At 59.3% G+C, this 16525-nt stretch carries 11 protein-coding genes, 2 pseudogenes and 1 other annotated feature; of the genes and pseudogenes, 10 read left to right on the top strand and 3 right to left on the bottom strand.

Going from position 1 to position 16525, the window contains the following annotated elements:
* Positions 1–768: 768 nt before the first annotated feature.
* Together AC0L3S_RS37305 and AC0L3S_RS37310 are read left to right on the top strand one after the other, a co-directional pair.
* Entirely contained in the window at positions 769–960 is a 192-nt protein-coding gene (locus tag AC0L3S_RS37305; RefSeq protein WP_473284813.1) for a hypothetical protein, read from the top strand.
* Between the two features lie 1440 nt (positions 961–2400).
* Positions 2401–2586 (top strand): hypothetical protein, encoded by a 186-nt coding sequence (locus AC0L3S_RS37310; protein WP_473284815.1) that lies wholly within the window; start codon positions 2401–2403, stop codon positions 2584–2586.
* Between the two features lie 1108 nt (positions 2587–3694).
* Here AC0L3S_RS37310 and AC0L3S_RS37315 read toward each other — a convergent pair.
* Positions 3695–3961, bottom strand: a complete 267-nt coding sequence (locus AC0L3S_RS37315; protein ID WP_473284817.1) for a hypothetical protein — start codon at positions 3959–3961, stop codon at positions 3695–3697.
* A gap of 1945 nt (positions 3962–5906) precedes the next feature.
* On the opposite strand from AC0L3S_RS37315, the gene AC0L3S_RS37320 reads away from it, so the two are divergent.
* Positions 5907–6173: a hypothetical protein gene (locus AC0L3S_RS37320; RefSeq protein ID WP_473284819.1), complete on the top strand. Its 267-nt coding sequence runs from the start codon at positions 5907–5909 to the stop codon at positions 6171–6173.
* A gap of 296 nt (positions 6174–6469) precedes the next feature.
* Here the strand turns inward: AC0L3S_RS37320 and AC0L3S_RS37325 are convergent, their stop codons facing one another.
* Positions 6470–6670 carry a hypothetical protein gene (locus AC0L3S_RS37325; RefSeq protein WP_473284821.1) on the bottom strand — a complete coding sequence of 67 codons (201 nt, stop codon included), beginning with the start codon at positions 6668–6670 and terminating at the stop codon, positions 6470–6472.
* A gap of 635 nt (positions 6671–7305) precedes the next feature.
* On the opposite strand from AC0L3S_RS37325, the gene AC0L3S_RS37330 reads away from it, so the two are divergent.
* Complete coding sequence (locus AC0L3S_RS37330; protein WP_473284823.1) at positions 7306–7587, top strand: hypothetical protein; 282 nt, start codon at positions 7306–7308, stop codon at positions 7585–7587.
* 625 nt (positions 7588–8212) lie between these two features.
* On the opposite strand, the pseudogene AC0L3S_RS37335 reads toward AC0L3S_RS37330, so the two are convergent.
* A pseudogene (locus AC0L3S_RS37335) lies at positions 8213–9408 on the bottom strand (IS256 family transposase).
* Positions 9409–11519: 2111 nt separating this feature from the next.
* On the opposite strand from AC0L3S_RS37335, the gene AC0L3S_RS37340 reads away from it, so the two are divergent.
* From AC0L3S_RS37340 to AC0L3S_RS37365, 6 genes and pseudogenes are all read left to right on the top strand, one after another.
* On the top strand, positions 11520–12131 hold the full coding sequence (locus AC0L3S_RS37340; protein WP_473284825.1) for a hypothetical protein: 612 nt from the start codon (positions 11520–11522) through the stop codon (positions 12129–12131).
* 453 nt (positions 12132–12584) lie between these two features.
* Positions 12585–12851, top strand: a complete 267-nt coding sequence (locus tag AC0L3S_RS37345; RefSeq protein WP_473284827.1) for a hypothetical protein — start codon at positions 12585–12587, stop codon at positions 12849–12851.
* A gap of 1426 nt (positions 12852–14277) precedes the next feature.
* Positions 14278–15097, top strand: a pseudogene (locus AC0L3S_RS37350) (IS3 family transposase); the annotation flags it as partial.
* Positions 14562–14679: a sequence feature (AL1L pseudoknot), on the top strand. Its footprint overlaps the pseudogene before it by 118 nt.
* On the top strand, positions 15022–15579 hold the full coding sequence (tnpA, locus tag AC0L3S_RS37355) for an IS66-like element accessory protein TnpA (RefSeq protein WP_473284831.1): 558 nt from the start codon (positions 15022–15024) through the stop codon (positions 15577–15579). The pseudogene AC0L3S_RS37350 and the gene tnpA, both read left to right, overlap by 76 nt.
* Positions 15576–15923, top strand: a complete 348-nt coding sequence (tnpB, locus tag AC0L3S_RS37360; protein ID WP_456765988.1) for an IS66 family insertion sequence element accessory protein TnpB — start codon at positions 15576–15578, stop codon at positions 15921–15923. Before tnpA ends, tnpB begins: the two co-directional genes overlap by 4 nt.
* Positions 15924–15992: 69 nt before the next feature.
* Positions 15993–16525 (top strand): transposase domain-containing protein (locus AC0L3S_RS37365; RefSeq protein ID WP_473284829.1); only part of this gene is annotated, 533 nt, incomplete at its 3' end.

Below are 16525 nucleotides of genomic sequence, written 5' to 3' on the forward strand. Positions count from 1 at the left end.
GCAGCCTCCATCCTTGGCACGGCGACGCGAATCTACTGCGAATCTATGATTGCGAACTTGTGACTCAGGACACTAGACCCGAGCAATCTTCATTGCTTCCGCGCTTGCTGGACGTCGAGCTCAAACTCCCGACGGACCGCGCGTCCGAAAGCGCAGTTGTCAGAGTTCGCTGCCCGCAGCGCCAGGAGTTGCCGACTCACCTCAATCTGCTTTTGGACGCCAGCCACGTGCACCAAGGCGGTCGGCGGCTTCTTGACCTTCACGGGCTTGGCAGTCTCACTCTGGCCAGCTTGGTCGTGCGCCAGACCTCACCGAGGTCGATCTTGTCGAACGCTTCCAGCCAGGCCAGGCAGCGCGGGCCACCATCCGGGCCTGCAAGATTTCGCAGCGCATGCCGATCCCAGCGGCCTGCCTGACCATCACCGCTCGAACTCGCTCAGTGAGCCGTCGAGCTCTGCCGTGTAGTTTTCGACCAGGTGAAGAATCGGCGCGCTTCGGCCGATCGCAGATCGACGCCTTTCGGCAAAACCCGACGGTTCGAGACGGCGTCGCGGTGCTTGTTACGACCGCGATGCGTATATTGCGGGATATTGTGACGAATCATGCATGAGTTTGCATAGGATCCTGCATATCAGCCCTCGATGATGTCCGGCTCTTCCCGGACGCGCGGAGGGGCACATTAAGTTTAATCGCTCAGGTTAGTAGCCGAGAATTGTTGCGTTGGGCTACCTGGCTGGGGACAATCTGTCGCCTTGCAGAAGGTCTTTGATGGATCCGCGCGATTTCAGATTCAGATGGTTTCTGGTTGTGGCATTCGCAGCCCTGCTGGTGGCAGCGGCGCTTCGCCATGTCATTCACATCTACGGCGGGATCGAGCGCCAAAGCATCGGCCTTGCTGCATTGATCGGTGCCGCCGTGCTGTGCGTCCTCGTTCTTTTGCTCGCAAAAATCAGACGCTAGCGCACCGGGGCGCTTTTCCTGTCGCGCTCAGGATGGTCAGGAGTCAGCGGATCCGCCGCCAGTGGGGGCGATGCCATATCTGATGGTGGATCAGTAAAGCGCTTGTAGGTCCATCGCCGTCCGTTTTTGCGCCGCCAGACAAGCCCACGGACCAACTTGCCTGTAATCGACCTGCGTGGAAATAAGATGAACCACAGATGCCACACTTCGTTAGAAGCCGGGTCGATAGGCGCATTATCTAGATCATTTGTCATCGGCAGCGCCTCTGCCGCGCTCAGTCGATTGTGGCGTCAAATCCGCGGTGCATAGCACCCCTCGCTCCGCTTCATCGGCGAGCTTTCGTAACAACGCACAGGCCTGCGGGTCAGCCGCAGAAAGCGCCAGCCGCCGATATCTCAGAGCACGAGCTTCGTTTTTTGAATTGAACATGCTGGCTCCTCAGCAAACGAACAAAGCCGCCAAGCGGAGTATGATCGCCGGACGGCCTTGTCATGTTGGCGCCGGCCTTTAGGGCAATGGTCCGGTGCCGTGACGATAGCGTCCTCAGAACGGCGCACACAACAAAACTCGCCAGTTAAGCTTGATGGCTGCGGCGCAGGTTAAATCTGGAACTGCGCGCGGCGTTTGCGTCGCCCAAGGCGGCCTTCTCAGGCCGAGGCCGAGCGACGCATAGCCGCCGGGGAGATCGTCACCGCTGCTAGGCGGACCGCGTCGTCATTACCAGATTTCTTCACGGCACCCGTCGCAGCGATGGATCATGACGGACCAGGTATTCCGTCAACTGCTTCATGCCGTCTATGGAGCCGCGGTGAGCGTCGGGAAGCCCTTTCTTTCATCCAAGTAGGCCGGCGCTGAGATCAGCCGCCACCGTTCCAGGCAGAACGGCGCATCAAGATGCGGGGGCCCAACGCGATCCATCGCTGGTCCTGAAATGTGAGGATGACGAGTAGGTTATGCTCGCAGCCGGACGGTTCTTGGACGGCAAATCAATTGAAGTCTGGGACGGCTCACGCCGGATTGGGCGATCCCCAGCGAGGAAACCTAATAAGCCTTGGTACAAGACGTGCTTAAATTAAGCTTGCCGGGATTTTACGCGTCACCCTCTGCTGGAAGCCGCCGCCCGCGCTCATTTAAGCAGGCGGCGTTTTTGCTTCTAAATGGAAAAGCCACCGCTCTGTGAGCCGGGCCTCATTTGCAGAAGGTGTCCGGCGAGATGGGACGGCCGAACCTGATTAGAATACCGAAGCCTCCGTTGTTATTTGCCGTTGAGACTGCCGGCCTCAATTGACTGTCTGTTCTTTAGGTTGGCCATGCCCATACTCGAATATCTCCGCACGGAAATCGAGCGCCTGCGCGCGCAGATAGGGCCGCAGCGCAAGGAAATCCTCCAGCTCCAGCGCCCGGGTTGGGACTGCCTCGGCGGAAGCGCTCCTTGGCAGGATGCAAGCCAAGGTCGATGAGCGGGCCAATCCCCACGGCGTGGCTGAGTGGGTATCAGGATGGGCATGTTCTTTGCGGTTGGTCTCTCTCGAAGCGTGGCTCACCTTCGATGCCAACGGCGAGATGGTTATTCTCGCGGCAATCGTGATTGCCGCCCTGGTTCTTGGGTCTCTTTTGCACCGATAGCGACCGTAACGTGCGGCTCGATTCTGAAACACCGCTCACCGATCCGTCAGCAAGCGGCTACTCCAGGTCGGCGCCAGGCCTGAGCCTTTGACAATTGCTCTAGCTATTCGTCAGGCCAGCACTTGAGCCGCGGGGACAGCACGATCAAGCTAAGCAACACACAGGCAATAAAGACGAAGAAAATTGATGCGGCGACAATCATTGCGGAGCCTCATCATCAGAATTCAGTTTCGCTTTCTTGCGACGTCGCTGCACGATTAGAGCTCGAATAGGTCAAGTTTATCAGAGTGGGCCAATGTGCGGAGCTCGCCCAGCGTACCGCGTGGGCATCCACAGAGACTGCAATTGATGACCGTTTGCGCCGGTGCGTTCTCTGGACATTCAAAAACGATGCCGATGCCATCGCAATTGACGCAGACCATTTGAAATCTGGGAGTGTCCGGTACAGACGGCTTCATGGTGAGCTGACCCTTCAAAACTATGCTGCCGCAAGCGAGCTGGCGCGACAGCTTCGCCAGTGAGAGCCGGCATACGGTTGGAAGAGCGCCGGCTGAGGTAGAATATGCGCGCAGCTGGGAGCGGCGTGGACAAAACCGATCGTTAAGATTGATGGCAAAGCGGCACGTTAAATCTGGAACCCCGTAGCCGGGCATTCTTTCTGCTGGCCACTCTCGCCCCCGTCCCAAAAAAACCTGGGTCTGGATGATGGGCGATGCAAAAGCTCGGTCAAGGTGGCATGCGTCGCAGAATTCTATATGGCGAAGGGGGCTAGTCAAATGGCAAAATCACCATTCCGCTCTCGCGTTACGAAGGGGACGCAGTTGCTGATTGGCGTGGATAGAAGCAGCCCAGCCGCGCTCAGGTTCGGGATCTGATGCGCGGTTACGAGACGGAGTTCGTCCTAGCCTCGGAGCAACATCGCGGCCTGATCCGCCAAGTCGCAGCGAGCGTGAAGGCCGACCGCGTGGCCCCGGCCTACCCCATCGGGCGCTCCGATCTCTATTTCTCGAGAGGACTCGTCCAAATTTTACAGATGACATAGGTTCGCCCTCATAGGCGAAGCTATGCCCCTCCGGATCTAACGACGAATAAGTCGAGCTTAAAGAAGTTAAGCGGCGCGCTGCTCCGCTCCGCCCAACTGCCTCTTCAGGATCGCGATCGTCGCCAGAAGGTTATTACGCCGGCCGCGCAAGTTTCGGGCGAGGAGAGAATACGTCGGCTCAGAGACGTCATGAACCTTGGTCCGCCGCTCTTCCTCGGCGATATCGGCATCTAACAGTTCGACGTGCCTTTGAAGCTCGGTAAGCAAGGTCTGCGTCTTGCGAGTGGTCTTGTCATTGTAAGAAGGCGTCTCGAAACGGGATGACATCTGCATCTCTTTGCTCCAGTTTGGCACGGACTTACGATCTCCGCGCAGTGCTGAGCTCACACTCGCAACATGCGGGCCAAGACGCCTTGATCGCCAAGAGCCAGGCGGAGCAATCCCATGCCGCCGCTCCACAAAGGCCCTCCAGAAGAGCCCAAGCTCCCCAAGCCCGAGAACAGAGACGCCCGTCCACCCGCGCGCGCGGCCAAATTTAAAATCTGCGTTGAGGCGCCCGGCTGCTCGTGCGGCGTTTGGGTCTTGTGGCACCCGGGCTAACGGCCCGGGGAAACCGCAATCAACTATGGCGTCACGGCGCATCAGAGCCTCGATTTCGAGCGCGCCGGCGGGCACCTGCAGTTCCAGACTTAACCCGCGCCGCAGCCATCAAGCTTAACTGGCGAGTTGCTTTGCGCATCGGCCCAGGGTCGCTATCGTCACGGCCCGGACCATTGCCGTAAGGCCGGGCTCACCGAGGCAAAGCCGCCAGCGATTATACTCCGCGTGCGGCTTTGACCGTCAGCCGAGGATTCAGGGAGGGAAACTCCTGCGCTAAAGTCATTGCCTGGCGCTTGCTGAACCTGATCCACAGGCAGCCGCATTGTTGCGAAAGCTTACCGATGGCGGACGAAGCAGTGCTTTGCACCTTTGATCGCCCGGCGCCGGCAGTCGAGACGTGAGGACTGCGAGCACCTATCTGCTCGGTATACCTACGCAGGTCGTCGCCCCATCGGTCTCACGAGCAGCCGCGCTGCACGGCCTCGCTGGTACAACTTTGGTCCCCACACCATCATCGGTGGGCTTCGCGAGCCCTGTTCGCGAAGGCGCGGGCTGCTCGGCTGCCCCCTGGGCGCCTGGCGACGCCACAGGTGGTTGTGCTTGACCTGTGATGGGAGGCGAGGCCGCTACACCACCGGAGTCAGTAACAGCGGAGGGGGCAACGCCAACGCCAGTCGACACGGAGGGCGGGTTCGCTCCAACGCCTGTTGAAGTGGAAGATGTGCTTGTTCCAGGAGCGTTGCTGGAGGGCGCGCCTCCACCGACCGCGCCCGCGGAAGCTCCGCCTCCAACCGGTCCCGCAGGCGGGCCTCCGCCCACGGCATTCCCGCCCGATGCTGCCGACGTGCCGACACCGCCGTGACCGCCGCCAGATCCCGCGGCACCGGCGCCTGCAGCGCCAGAGCCTCCGCCTCCAGCGCCGGCTCCGCCAGCTCCTCCGCCGCCACCACCTCCTTGCGCCAGGGCGATCCCGACAGGCAGTAAGATGAGGCAAACCCCGAGAACGATCGCAGGACGAAAATGCATGGCAACCTCCTGGCTGTCGAGCTCAACGGAAGTCGATGAAGCTTGTTCCGCTGAGAAGGCCACCGACGAAATCGGAGGTGAGGCCGGTCAGCTAGGCTGCGTTCTCCAATCGATAGACACGCTGGACGATCCTGGCCCTACCTTGGTTCCCTGGGTCATCGTGAAGGGTCAGCCGGAACATCTTAAAGGCGGCCTTCCGGATCGCCCTTGACGAAACCGACATGAAGACTTTCCGGGCATCGGCGGGCGATCCGTCAGGTACCCGGGGCCAGCAAGTGCGCGCGCCTGGGTGGGCGCTGCGCCGGCAAAACCTCATACCGCATCGGTCATAACTGCTTACGTTGCGGCTTTCTTCGCCCATGCTGACCTCTTCCGGCCTGCGAACGGGCCTGGTGCTCAATCTGGCATCCGGGGCGGCGGCGTCGACGACGTCAAACTTGTGCGAGGTACAAACTTCAGCCCCCCAACGTGATGCGCAACCAAGGTGGTGATTCCGGATCGCATGCCCTGCCAGGCGCCGCTGGGCAGCTGGCGAGGGAGGGCGGATGGCTTCGAAATGCGTGTCGCCTCTAACTTTACCTTAAAACGTTCGTGTCAAAATCGACATCTGCGAGTTGACACAATTGTCAGGGTGCAAGTGCCTCAGATTTGGATGACCTACGAAGAGCTCGCCTGCATGTTGGGATGCAACGTTCTCGAGGCGCGCGACCGTTCTTACGGCGAAGAGCTCGATCGAAAAATCAGCCGCGACGGGAAGAAGCGCGTGAAGCTCAGTCCTGCGCTCACAACTATGTTCATTGAGCGGCTTCAAGGCATCGCTACGGATCGTCTGGTCCATAGGCTTCGGTCCGCGCACGAACTCATGCGCGATCCTGCCGACCAGCCCTTGGCGGACACCCCACAACGCGCCAGTAAATAGATCGTCGTTGCAACTGACGCGTTCTACGACTTGTCCGTTGTGCCGCGGTGCAAGGCTCGAGATGTCCGTAGCTCTGCAGGCCTCCATCGCAGCCAACTCGCGCGTGGCCACGTCCAGCAGCCCGGCTGGGATGTTCCGACTGCCAGACGGCGGGCAATAACTTGTTAACCATTAGCTTTGCCCTACCAACGTGGTTTGCCGTTGGACGGAGCAATTCGCAGTCTAGACGCGCGAGCATGGCTGCTCGGTTGGTCGTGATAGAGTAGAGATTGTAATGAGGGCCGGGGGACCCGAACCTAGATCGTGCGTGGCACGTTATCACGTAGTCTCCGAACGTAGTACCCTTGCTTTTCAACGGCTGACTTGATTACGTCGCTGACTTTGACCACTCGTTTTTTGCTCTTCCGCCAATTATTCGGCGAGCCGAGCACCGGCATTGCGGTGCCTTTGCCCACCACGAGCAAATCGCGTTTGTGATTGAAATAGACGTCGAACATGGTTCACCCCCGACTATTCATTCTAGCGTTTCGTGAGGAAGCGTGGGTTGTAAAACTGCAACACTAGCGCTCCTTCGACCGAGGAGCGATCCTCAGGGAATAAGTGTCGTCAAAAGCGCGTATGAATTACGGGTAAGAAAGCGTGGTCGCACGTCGAGCTTGGATTTCGGTTTGAATGTGCCCACATGTCACGTCCGGCTATCGCCAGCTGCGCGGCCCGGCTCTGCGGGCGAACTCAAGATGAACCGTCCACCACGCTGAGCATGCGCGAGAAACCGCAATCAGACTTCTTCCTTCCGACTCGTCTGCAACCCGAAGCAAAGTCGAAAATAGCGGCCTGGTCCAGTACTGACGCAAGAACCGAACCCGATCATCTGGTCTCGATCGCTTGGGCATTGTGGAGTGCTCGCACTGTGGGCGTATATGGCACGCTAGGGCTTCCGGCGGATACTAAATACGGTATCGCCGGTTCGACCAGAACTCCTAGGGATCGACAATTTGTCAGCGGAGGCATGCCAGCCCGTCGGCCCATCAGGCACCTATCTCCCCGCTGCGCAACGACTAGCCCTGTATCTGGCTCTGAATTATCATCGCACGCGGGGCCCAGACTTCCTGGCGTCAACCGAGGAGGTGCGATGAGTGATTTCCCCAACGCTCCCGTGACGGTCACGCTTACTGGCGAGGAATGGACGGCGATCATGGTTCGATTTGCTCACGGTACGAACGGCCTATCGGACCAAGGTTGCGAGCTCTATCGGCAGGCGGCTCGCAAACTTTCCGACCAAGTCGCCGCCGCGTCCGACACCCACCGCAAAGGAGCCCAAATGGAACCGCGGCTAATTGTTGCCAACAGCTTGGAGGTTCCGCCCCTGTCTCAAAACACACCCGCCTCTTCTCAGTCATGGGAACCGAAATAACCACACGTCCGGCCGCCTGTGGCCAATTGTGACGCGATCGGGGCGATCAGGGACGCTCGGAAACTCGCATCAACGGCCGACATAGCCAGCAGCAACCGGCTCGCCGACTTGTTGTCAATGCTCGGCGATCCGCACGTGCCGCTGCATTATTGCGCCAACTCGCCGAAAAAGCCGAAACATCAAGTGCCGTGCACTCTCAGTACACCGCCAGGCGGATTTCGGATCTATCGATTAGGTATTCCGACCCATGTAGTCGCTCCGTCTGTTTTATGAACCGCGGTGCTGCATGGCTGGCGGGTACAACCTTAGTCCGAAGCCTATCATTGGCAGGCTCCGCTAACCCAGTTCGGGAGGGAGCCGGTTGTTCGGCTGGGCCTCTGGCAACGTGCGTGATGCAACAGGCTCCGGCGCTTGACCTGTGATCGGCGGTGAGGCCGCTGTCCCGCCGGTGTCGTCCAAAGCTGCAGGCGGAAGTTATGTGCGTCAAGTTCTGCAAAATTGATCATGGGGTCCGGTTGAGCCATCCCCTCGGAGCCGCCGTCGCTCGCTTGCCCAAAGCGTAGCGCTGGCGAGCGACGGCGGCGGAGAGGGGTGGCGTGCATCCCCTTGGTGGGCCTGAGCATCGTCAGGCCGCCTGGCGTAGCGCCTCCTTCTTGTGTTCCTTCAACAGATCCATGTTCAGATAGCGATGGTCCTCGAGCCAGGCCTCGTGGCGCTCGACGGTGAGCGCCCGGACGAGCCGCAGACAGCTCTCGGCATTGGGAAGATTCGCACCACATAGGTACGCCGTCTGATCTCCTCGTTGAGCCGCTCCAGCATGTTGGTCGACTTCATGTGCTTGCGGTGCGCCAGTGGGAGGCGGAAGTAGGTCAGCGTCTCCTCGATGTTCTCCTCCACCCAGCCGGTGAGCTTGGGATACTTGCCGCCCCATTTGCCGAGCCAGGCGGCGAGATCGCGCCGCACCTCTGCAAGATCGCGCCGGTCGTACATCCAGCGCAGCTCGAGCAGGCAGTCGTCATCGACCTTGCGCGGCACGTAGTCGAGCGCATTGCGCAGGAAGTGCACATAGCAGCGTTGCCAGAACACGCCTGCGAGAGCCTCCGGAATCGCCTTCTTCAAGCCCGGATGGTCGTCGGAGACGACGAACTCGACGCCATGCAGGCCACGGGCCTTCAGCGTCTCCAAAAACTCCTTCCAGCTCGACCGGCTCTCGCGGTTGGCCAGCTCGACCGCAAGCACCTGACGGCAGCCTTCCCAGTCGACGCCGATCGCGATCAGCACCGCTTGGCTCGCAATGATCCCGTCCTCCCGGATGCGCTCATAGCGGGCGTCCAGGATCAGATAGGGGAACGGCTCCTTCAGCTTGCGCTCGCAGAAGGCCTTCGGCGACGCATCCAGTCGCTTGTTGATCGCGCTGATCGCCGAGGCCGAGAAGGCATGGCCCACCAGTTCCTCGGTGACCTGTTTCACCTTCCGCGTCGAGACGCCTTGCACGTACATCTCCGCCAGCGCCGCCACCAGCGCCTTCTCCGAGCGCTGATAGCGCTCGAACAGCTCGGTCGAGAACCGCCCCTGGCGGTCCTGCGGCTCCTTCAGCTCGATCTTGCCGACCCGGGTGATCAGCGAGCGCGTGTAGTAGCCCGAGCGATAGCCGAGCCGTGCTTCAGTGCGCTCCCCTTTCTCCGCCCCCAGCGTCTCCGCCATCTCGGCTTCCAGCGTCTCCTGCACGGCAGCCTGGATCAGCGGCTTGAGGAACTCCTTGTCCGACGCCAAAAGCTGTTTGACGGCAGATACATCCGTCCTAATCTTCGTCACGGTCATGGTGGTCCTTGCTCCTCTGCGAGCGGTGATCTTCGAAACCACCGGACTTACCATGACCGCCTCAGCCGCTCAGCTTTTGCAGAACCTCCCGCACACTACCCCGCCCGCCCGCTAGGGCGCTATTGGAGGCGCGCGTCCGGGCGGCATGCTATGCTTGCCAGCGAGCGACCAAGATCTGACTAATGGTTCTATCTCCACCGCTGCTTCCAAGCTAAGACGAGCGTCCTGCATGGACGCCATTCGCTGGGACCCGAACTAACGGGCTAACCCAAGGGTGATCCTCAAGCTCTTGCAGAAAGGTTGGATAGAGACCGCGCAAGGTCGCGTCGGAGGGCAGTTACATCAGCTCACCTCTCAGGCAAAAGTGCAAACCTGAGGCTGCGCCACAAGGCCGTCAATCTGAACCGGCAGCGCACTCAGCCGTTGAAATCATCGCTTCGCGGACCGACAAAAATTCTGGTGTCCAGCGGACCGCCTTAGAACGAGGTGTCCGATGTCAAAGGTAACAGAACTTGCCGATCGTGCCCCGGATGTTGAAAGCGCGCCGATTTTTCCTCGCGGCAGCACTATCGCGAATGGCCGCCCACTACCGTTCTTTATCCGTCGAACACCGCGAAGATGGAGCGCTATTGCAAAGGCCCGTCTGGCAGAGCTTTCACTTCCCGCAACTCTAGCTCCATCCCCCGTCCCTCGGATGCAGCTTTTTATGCATCAACTTGGGTAATGCCGCAGACGCCCCTTTTGGCTGCCCCGAGACGTTCCGCGATCGACACAGCGCGAGCCTTTATTAAGTTATCTTGAGCCGCGACCTCCCCGCAAACTGCAAACTTGTTGCTCTGCACGGATTGGGTTGCTACGTGAGCGGCCGAGCTTTGTCACCCTGGGGTGGGTTGAGGAAGGCTTGGGCTCGGCCGCCCGGTCACGCGTGGCCGTGACCTAATCAATAAGGAACTACACGTCCCTAAAAGGTTCATCTTTTTCCCGGGGCGCGGCACAAAAAACACCGTGGACGCCAAAAGAGACTCACCTGGCGACCCTCCAAATCCCAGCGGACGCTACGCTAGGCAGCGAGAATAGCCCTGTATGACCTGCCGGATTTCCTGCTCGGTCGTGCCTCCTTCTTCACTTCGCTGGCATCGGATCGCCAACGCCCTTGTACCAGCCGCGAACCTGACCGTTTCTGCTTCCTGCACACCTTCAACGCCGGGCCTTCGGCGAGCTGGACTAACGCATACGCTGCGACCTGTTACCGTGGACATGGTAGTCTTCGTAGCGGGAATGATAGTCTACTCGAGACAACCTTTCGCAAAGCGGCCTTGGAGACGTTACGCTGCGGAGCTTCGTTTGCTTAGATGGTCTTCGAGGTATCGCCGCCTTGATGGTGGCGACCCGACACGCACCCGATCGATTTCGCACGACTCCATTCTTTGAAAGCTATCTCGCGGTCGCTTCTTCTTTGTGCTTAGCTGGTTCATTCTCGCGCATGCTTATGGAGCGAAGCTAAGAGCAGGCGATAGGCGTCTCGGAGTTTACATATGACGTTTTCCGTGGTGGTTGCTCAATGCATCGGCCTTCTCGGGGCGAGCAATTCATCCAGAGCAAGACAGGGTGCCGCGGATCACGTGCGGATGTCGCGGGAGACCTCGTTCGCGTACAACCGGTTAGCATAGCCGCGGCCAAAGCTAGGGCGATCGGGGTCGGAGCTGGGCGTGTTGCTGGCGCCGAACCCCGGGTAAATTGGCTCGTGAAAAGCAGACGTTGATCCCGGATCTTCGAGGAACTGCGCGGCCGCGGCTGGAGAGGCAGTTACGATGCCGTACGTTTCTACGCTAGGTGCAGGAGCAGGAACGCGGGCAAGTGGCGGCCGCAGCCGATGTCCCGCTAAGCCTTGAGCCAGGCGCGTTTATCAGTCCGGCTGAGAGCCACGGAACCACGCAATCGATGTCTCGCGAATATGTTTTCCAACCATCCACACTTCGCACGGGCGCCATAATTGAAGAACAAGATCCGTAGCAGGCAAACATATTTCCCAGTGTTCAATGCAGAGGCGGCGACGGCATAGCAGGCGACGGCTTGGCATTATCATAAGCGCGGCGTTGGGGATCGCCGTGATGGCGCCGTTCGTTTTCGACGAGATCAATCCGACATGGTTAGCTGTACCAAATCGTTCGGAGAACCTTAATGTGGCGGTGTTGGAGACAAACGGCGGCTTTCACATTGACTGCGAAGGGACTGATCGGCTGGTTTCTTCGCCCGAAGGGAGGATCACAGTTTTTGATGTTTATTTGTCTGCGCCGGGAGACCCAGCCGGTCGCATTCTGGATGTGCGCGTCGATCCTCAGCTCGGTATTTCGATGAACGAGAAAAATGCAAATTTCCTCCGCTGTACGGTTACAAACAGAGACCAGCAAACCTGGGCTAATATTCGCATCTATCTCGTAGTGATGTTTCGCCAAACCACTTCACTGGCTGATGGCGCACAGCACAACGGCCCCATCATTGCGACCAGGCCGGCTCAGTTGCTAATTCCAAGGTCGGAGCCCGGCGATGACAAGGCATTTGTTTTCTTTGCACGCAACCTAGCTTGGTCGACCATTGCCGAGTTTCAATTTCCAATTGAAGCGATAGCAAGCTCACCCGGGATTCCGGTCGACGACAGGCTTTCGCTCACGGCGTCTCAACGTTCGAAGCAGCCATTTCGTGCAGCCGATCGTCCGGGCTGAAGAAACTAGGCAAGCCTATCCCAAACTATAAAAAGGCTGGCTGACCGGGCCAGCGGGTTTCTCCATGCCGCGCGTAGCCCCTCTCCGTAATCGGCAAGGGCTGCTCGCTGGGCAGAACTACAGCTTGCGCCTTATAAATGCTGAGTTTTTTGACTTTCGAGTTTTTGTCACCTGCGATGCGAGGTATCGGGGACGGCGTGCTCCAGATCGCTCGCGAATTTCGGAAAACGATCGCCGCCAAACAGCCAGTATGACTGCCCAAGGAGCAACGACCTCACTAGCGGCGGGGGGTGCGTTGCAAGACCGTTCCGAGGCTCGCGCTTGCACTTTAGCTTACTAGACACCGGCGTTAGCGTGGAACAGGATGGTTCGCGAATGATGCGTCGCTTATCAGCAGACTCTGGAATCCATTTGAATAGGTAAGTCTCCCGTTCTGATTTTGGGGAAGCAATTATGGATCTTGAACAGAAGTTGCGGCGGTTCGAAGAACTCGCAGCCGAATGCGAAATGATCGTAAAACTGGCGACCGATAACAAGAAGCGTGAATTGTTCTTGCGGGTCGGAGCTCACTATCATGAATTGGCTGCCGACATTAAAAAGGTCATCGCGGATCCCTCCGCTCTCCGTCTAGCCCACCGTAGGGACTGCTCTGGTTTGTCTAACAGCTGCATTCATTCTTTCGAGAATGGCGGCTTGGAGAAAGATAACTTGGCGCAATGAGTGAGGGGCGGTCAATCCAACCCGCAGCATCGAGGCGCGCAAACTAAGTTCCATGGCTACCGAAGGGGTTCGAGCGATACTAACTCGCCGGCGTTATTCTGCTTATACTTTTCCGTCAATGAACCGCTGACGTTGGCTAGGCTCAATGAGCCGTGCTCCAGGTGTCGCTCGTTAGGAGGAGGTTCACTCCGAGACCCGATAGTGGTTCGCAACCCTTCCGCATCGGCGCCACCATATAGCGGCTGGGACTGAAGCCGATCCATGTTGGCTGTTCGGAGACAAGTTGTTCCGCACGCACCTAACCAGCTTCAGGGCGCATCAGCGCCTAATGCGGGAGCGTGAGCACTACACCAGCCCTCATCGCATGCTCAACCGCCGGCGTCGTTCCGCGCCTCAAATCGAGCAGCAATGACGATAGAAGGCAAAGCGCTACTTGGTCGTCCCCGTTGTCGTCCAGCCAAGGCGTCCCTTAATTTGCTTTTCCGCTCATTCAAGAGCGTACGTGCTCCGTCCAGTTGCAAAATGGCAAAAATGCCAAAGTTAAGCATCAGCCACGAGAACAACAGAAGTAATACAACTTTTGTGATCATCGCGCACCAGCTCGAATTAATGTCGATACAACCAATAGCGCAGATCGACCTTTAGAAAGAAGTCACCAATTACCGTCAGAATTTTTCCCCAGAACTCTCGTGATTTTTGCCGGCTGTGATCTGCATTTCCACGTACTATTACGGGTACGGAAGAGGCGGCTGCAAATTAGCCTGCCTTGTCTGGAACGTAGTAGAAGACAAGGAGAGGACCACGCCGCTACGCCGCTAATTGCGATAATTCCTGCTAGTCTGACTTAAGCCGTCGAGCGAGATCCGTTCCAGGCGAACGATTGGAATTGGATCGACGAGCAGTAGGTCGTGCGGTGAGCATCTCGAGCTTCGTTCGAGGATAGCGCTGGAGCAATCACATCAATCTCCACTGTTATAGGCACTTGGGCCGAGGCCGCTTTCGCACCAAGACCGAGCGAACCGGCGCGCCTCAAAAAAATCTCGTGTGGGCGACTACTGAAGGCCGGGCGATGCCGTCTCAGGTCATCAAATCTGCAAGGAATTCAACCCGCCGCAATGCAGCAGCGGCGTGCGGCATCTGCATCTTCGGAAACTGATCGCGAATGGTCTTAACAAAAGTTTCGGTTAGCGCGACGGTTGGACGTGTGGCGAAGCTTTTCGAAGCTCTGCCAGATGCCGCCCTGCGTGAGGCCATGTCTGGCGTTGCCCAGCGATGGTCTAAGAAGCCAATTGAACTCGAAAGGACACATGAGCCTTTGCCACAGCTTGACCAGGAACATGGCTGAGAATTCTCTGAGCCAGGCGAGGATGCGGCGGTAAACCGCCCCGGGTTTGCCGGAGGCTCCAACTCCTGAGAGGATGGAGCCATGACGAGCAAGACGACGAACAAGTTTTCACCCGAGGTCCGGACCCGAGCGGTTCGGATGGTTCTGGATCACGCGGGCGAGCACCCGTCACTCTGGGCGGCAGTGATGTCGATCTCAGCCAAGATTGGCTGCACGCCGCAGACGCTGCATGACTGGGTTAAGAAGGCTGAGGTCGATAGCGGACAGCGGACCGGCGTTCCGACCGACGCGGTCGAGAGGCTGAAGGCGTTGAAACGAGAGAACCGCGAGCTTCGACAGGCCAACGAGATCCTGCGCAAGGCGAGCGCTTATTTTGCGATGGCGGAGCTCGACCGCCGGTCCAAGCCATGATCGCCTTTATTGACGATCATCGTGGGGGCGCATGGGGTCGAGCCGATCTGCAAGGTGTTGCCGATCGCCCCCTCGACCTACCACACCCATGTGGCCAAACGGCGCGATCTGGCCAAGCGGTCGGCGCGCGCCAGGCAGGACGGCGCGCTGAAGATCGAGGTTCGGCGCGTCTTCGATCAAAACGTCTCCGTCTACGGCGTGCGCGAGGTCTGGCGCCAGCTCAAGCGCGAAGGCTTCGATGTTGCCCGTTGCACCGTGTCGCGACTGATGCGAGACATGGGTGCAAGGAGTTATCCGCGGCAAACCGGTCAAGACCACGATCAGCGACAAGGCCGCGCCATGCCCGCTGGATCACGTCAACCGCCAGTTCGAGGCTCCAAGGCCGAACGTTCTCTGGCTCTCCGACTTCACAACCTGGACCGGCTTTGTCTACGTCCCCTTTGTGATCGACGCCTATGCTCGCAAGATCGTGGGCTGGCGAGCTTCGCGGTATCCCTCCGGCGGCGGCCGCCTTGTTTAGTTTGGGAGGCGGCCCGAGGATTTGACCTTAAGTCTAGCTTTAAGGTCACGTGGCGAATGCGGGTCAATGTGTTGGGCGCCGAACGTCGGCGGCGATGGAGTTACGACGAGAAGGTCCGCCTTGTCGAAGAGACCTTGCAGGCTGGTGAGACAGTCTGCGGTGTCGCGCGCCGGCACGGGATGGCTCACAGCCTGCTGTTCACGTGGCGTCGACAAGCGCGCCAGGGTCGGCTGGGCGGAGATTCCGTGCCAGCTCTCGTTCCCGTCGAGATCACGCCGGTGGCGTCTCCGATCTCGAGTGACGCGCCACAACCGGCCTCTTCCCCGCCGGCGCAGCGCGCAAGGACTGGAATCATCGAGATCGAGTTTGGCGGCGGCTGTCGCGTGCGCGTTGACCGGGACGTAGACACCGAGACGCTGCAGCGGGTTCTTGAAGTTTTGAGACGACGATGATCCCGATCCCAAGCGGCGTCAGGGTCTGGATCGCCACTGGCCACACCGACATGCGTCGCGGCATGCAAAGCTTGGCTCTCACGGTTCAGGAGAGCCTGAGGCGCGATCCTCATGCCGGCGATCTCTACATCTTCCGGGGCCGCCGCGGTGATCTGGTGAAGATTCTTTGGCATGACGGGTTGGGCATGTCGCTGTATGCCAAGCGCCTGGACCGTGGCAAGTTCATCTGGCCCTCGGCATCGGACGGTGCGGTGTCGATCTCGGCGGCCCAGATGGCTTACATGCTAGAAGGCATCGACTGGCGGAATCCGCAACTGAGCTGGCGGCCACAAAGCGCGGGCTGAGCGCCGAATCTGTAGCTTCTTGCATTTTGGGGAATCCCATCGCGTCCAATCTGTGATTCACTGCATCGCATGCATGCTGATCGCGACGCTGTTCCGGATGAGGTTGCCGCCCTGAAGAAGGCGCTGGCAGTCGAGCGCGCGAAGGCTTTGGAGGTCGCCGCCGAGCTCGCGGTCGCCCGCGCGAAAGCGTCGGAAGACGAGGCGCTGATTGCCCAGCAGAAGCTGCAGATCGCCAAGCTGAAACATCAGATCTACGGACAACGGTCGGAGCGCTCGGCGCGGCTGATCGAGCAGTTGGCGCTGACGTTCGAAGAGCTGGAAGCTGACGCTACCGAGGACGAGCTGGCGGCGGAATGGGCCGTGGCCAGGTCGACCACGGTGCGCGGATTTATGCGCAAGCGCGCCGAGCGCCAGACCTTCCCCGAGCACCTTCCCCGGGAGCGGGTAGTGATCGACGGACCTACGGCTTGTGAATGCTGCGGCAGCAATCGTCTTCGCAAGCTCGGCGAGGACGTGACCCGCACGCTAGAAGTGGTGCCGCGCCAGTGGAAGGTGATCGAGACGGTCCGCGAGAAGTTCTCCTGCCGCGACTGCGAGAAGAT

Source organism: Bradyrhizobium sp. Ken01, assembly GCF_055807355.1.

What these genes read in the sequence shown, in the direction of transcription:
- AC0L3S_RS37325 (WP_473284821.1), bottom strand. Translation starts at nt 6,670, where the DNA reads ATGTTCGACGTCTATTTCAATCACAAACGCGATTTGCTCGTGGTGGGC.
- AC0L3S_RS37305 (WP_473284813.1), top strand. Translation starts at nt 769, where the DNA reads ATGGATCCGCGCGATTTCAGATTCAGATGGTTTCTGGTTGTGGCATTC.
- tnpB (WP_456765988.1), top strand. Translation starts at nt 15,576, where the DNA reads ATGATCCCGATCCCAAGCGGCGTCAGGGTCTGGATCGCCACTGGCCAC.
- AC0L3S_RS37330 (WP_473284823.1), top strand. Translation starts at nt 7,306, where the DNA reads ATGAGTGATTTCCCCAACGCTCCCGTGACGGTCACGCTTACTGGCGAG.
- AC0L3S_RS37315 (WP_473284817.1), bottom strand. Translation starts at nt 3,961, where the DNA reads ATGCAGATGTCATCCCGTTTCGAGACGCCTTCTTACAATGACAAGACC.
- AC0L3S_RS37345 (WP_473284827.1), top strand. Translation starts at nt 12,585, where the DNA reads ATGGATCTTGAACAGAAGTTGCGGCGGTTCGAAGAACTCGCAGCCGAA.
- AC0L3S_RS37310 (WP_473284815.1), top strand. Translation starts at nt 2,401, where the DNA reads ATGCAAGCCAAGGTCGATGAGCGGGCCAATCCCCACGGCGTGGCTGAG.
- AC0L3S_RS37320 (WP_473284819.1), top strand. Translation starts at nt 5,907, where the DNA reads ATGACCTACGAAGAGCTCGCCTGCATGTTGGGATGCAACGTTCTCGAG.
- AC0L3S_RS37340 (WP_473284825.1), top strand. Translation starts at nt 11,520, where the DNA reads ATGGCGCCGTTCGTTTTCGACGAGATCAATCCGACATGGTTAGCTGTA.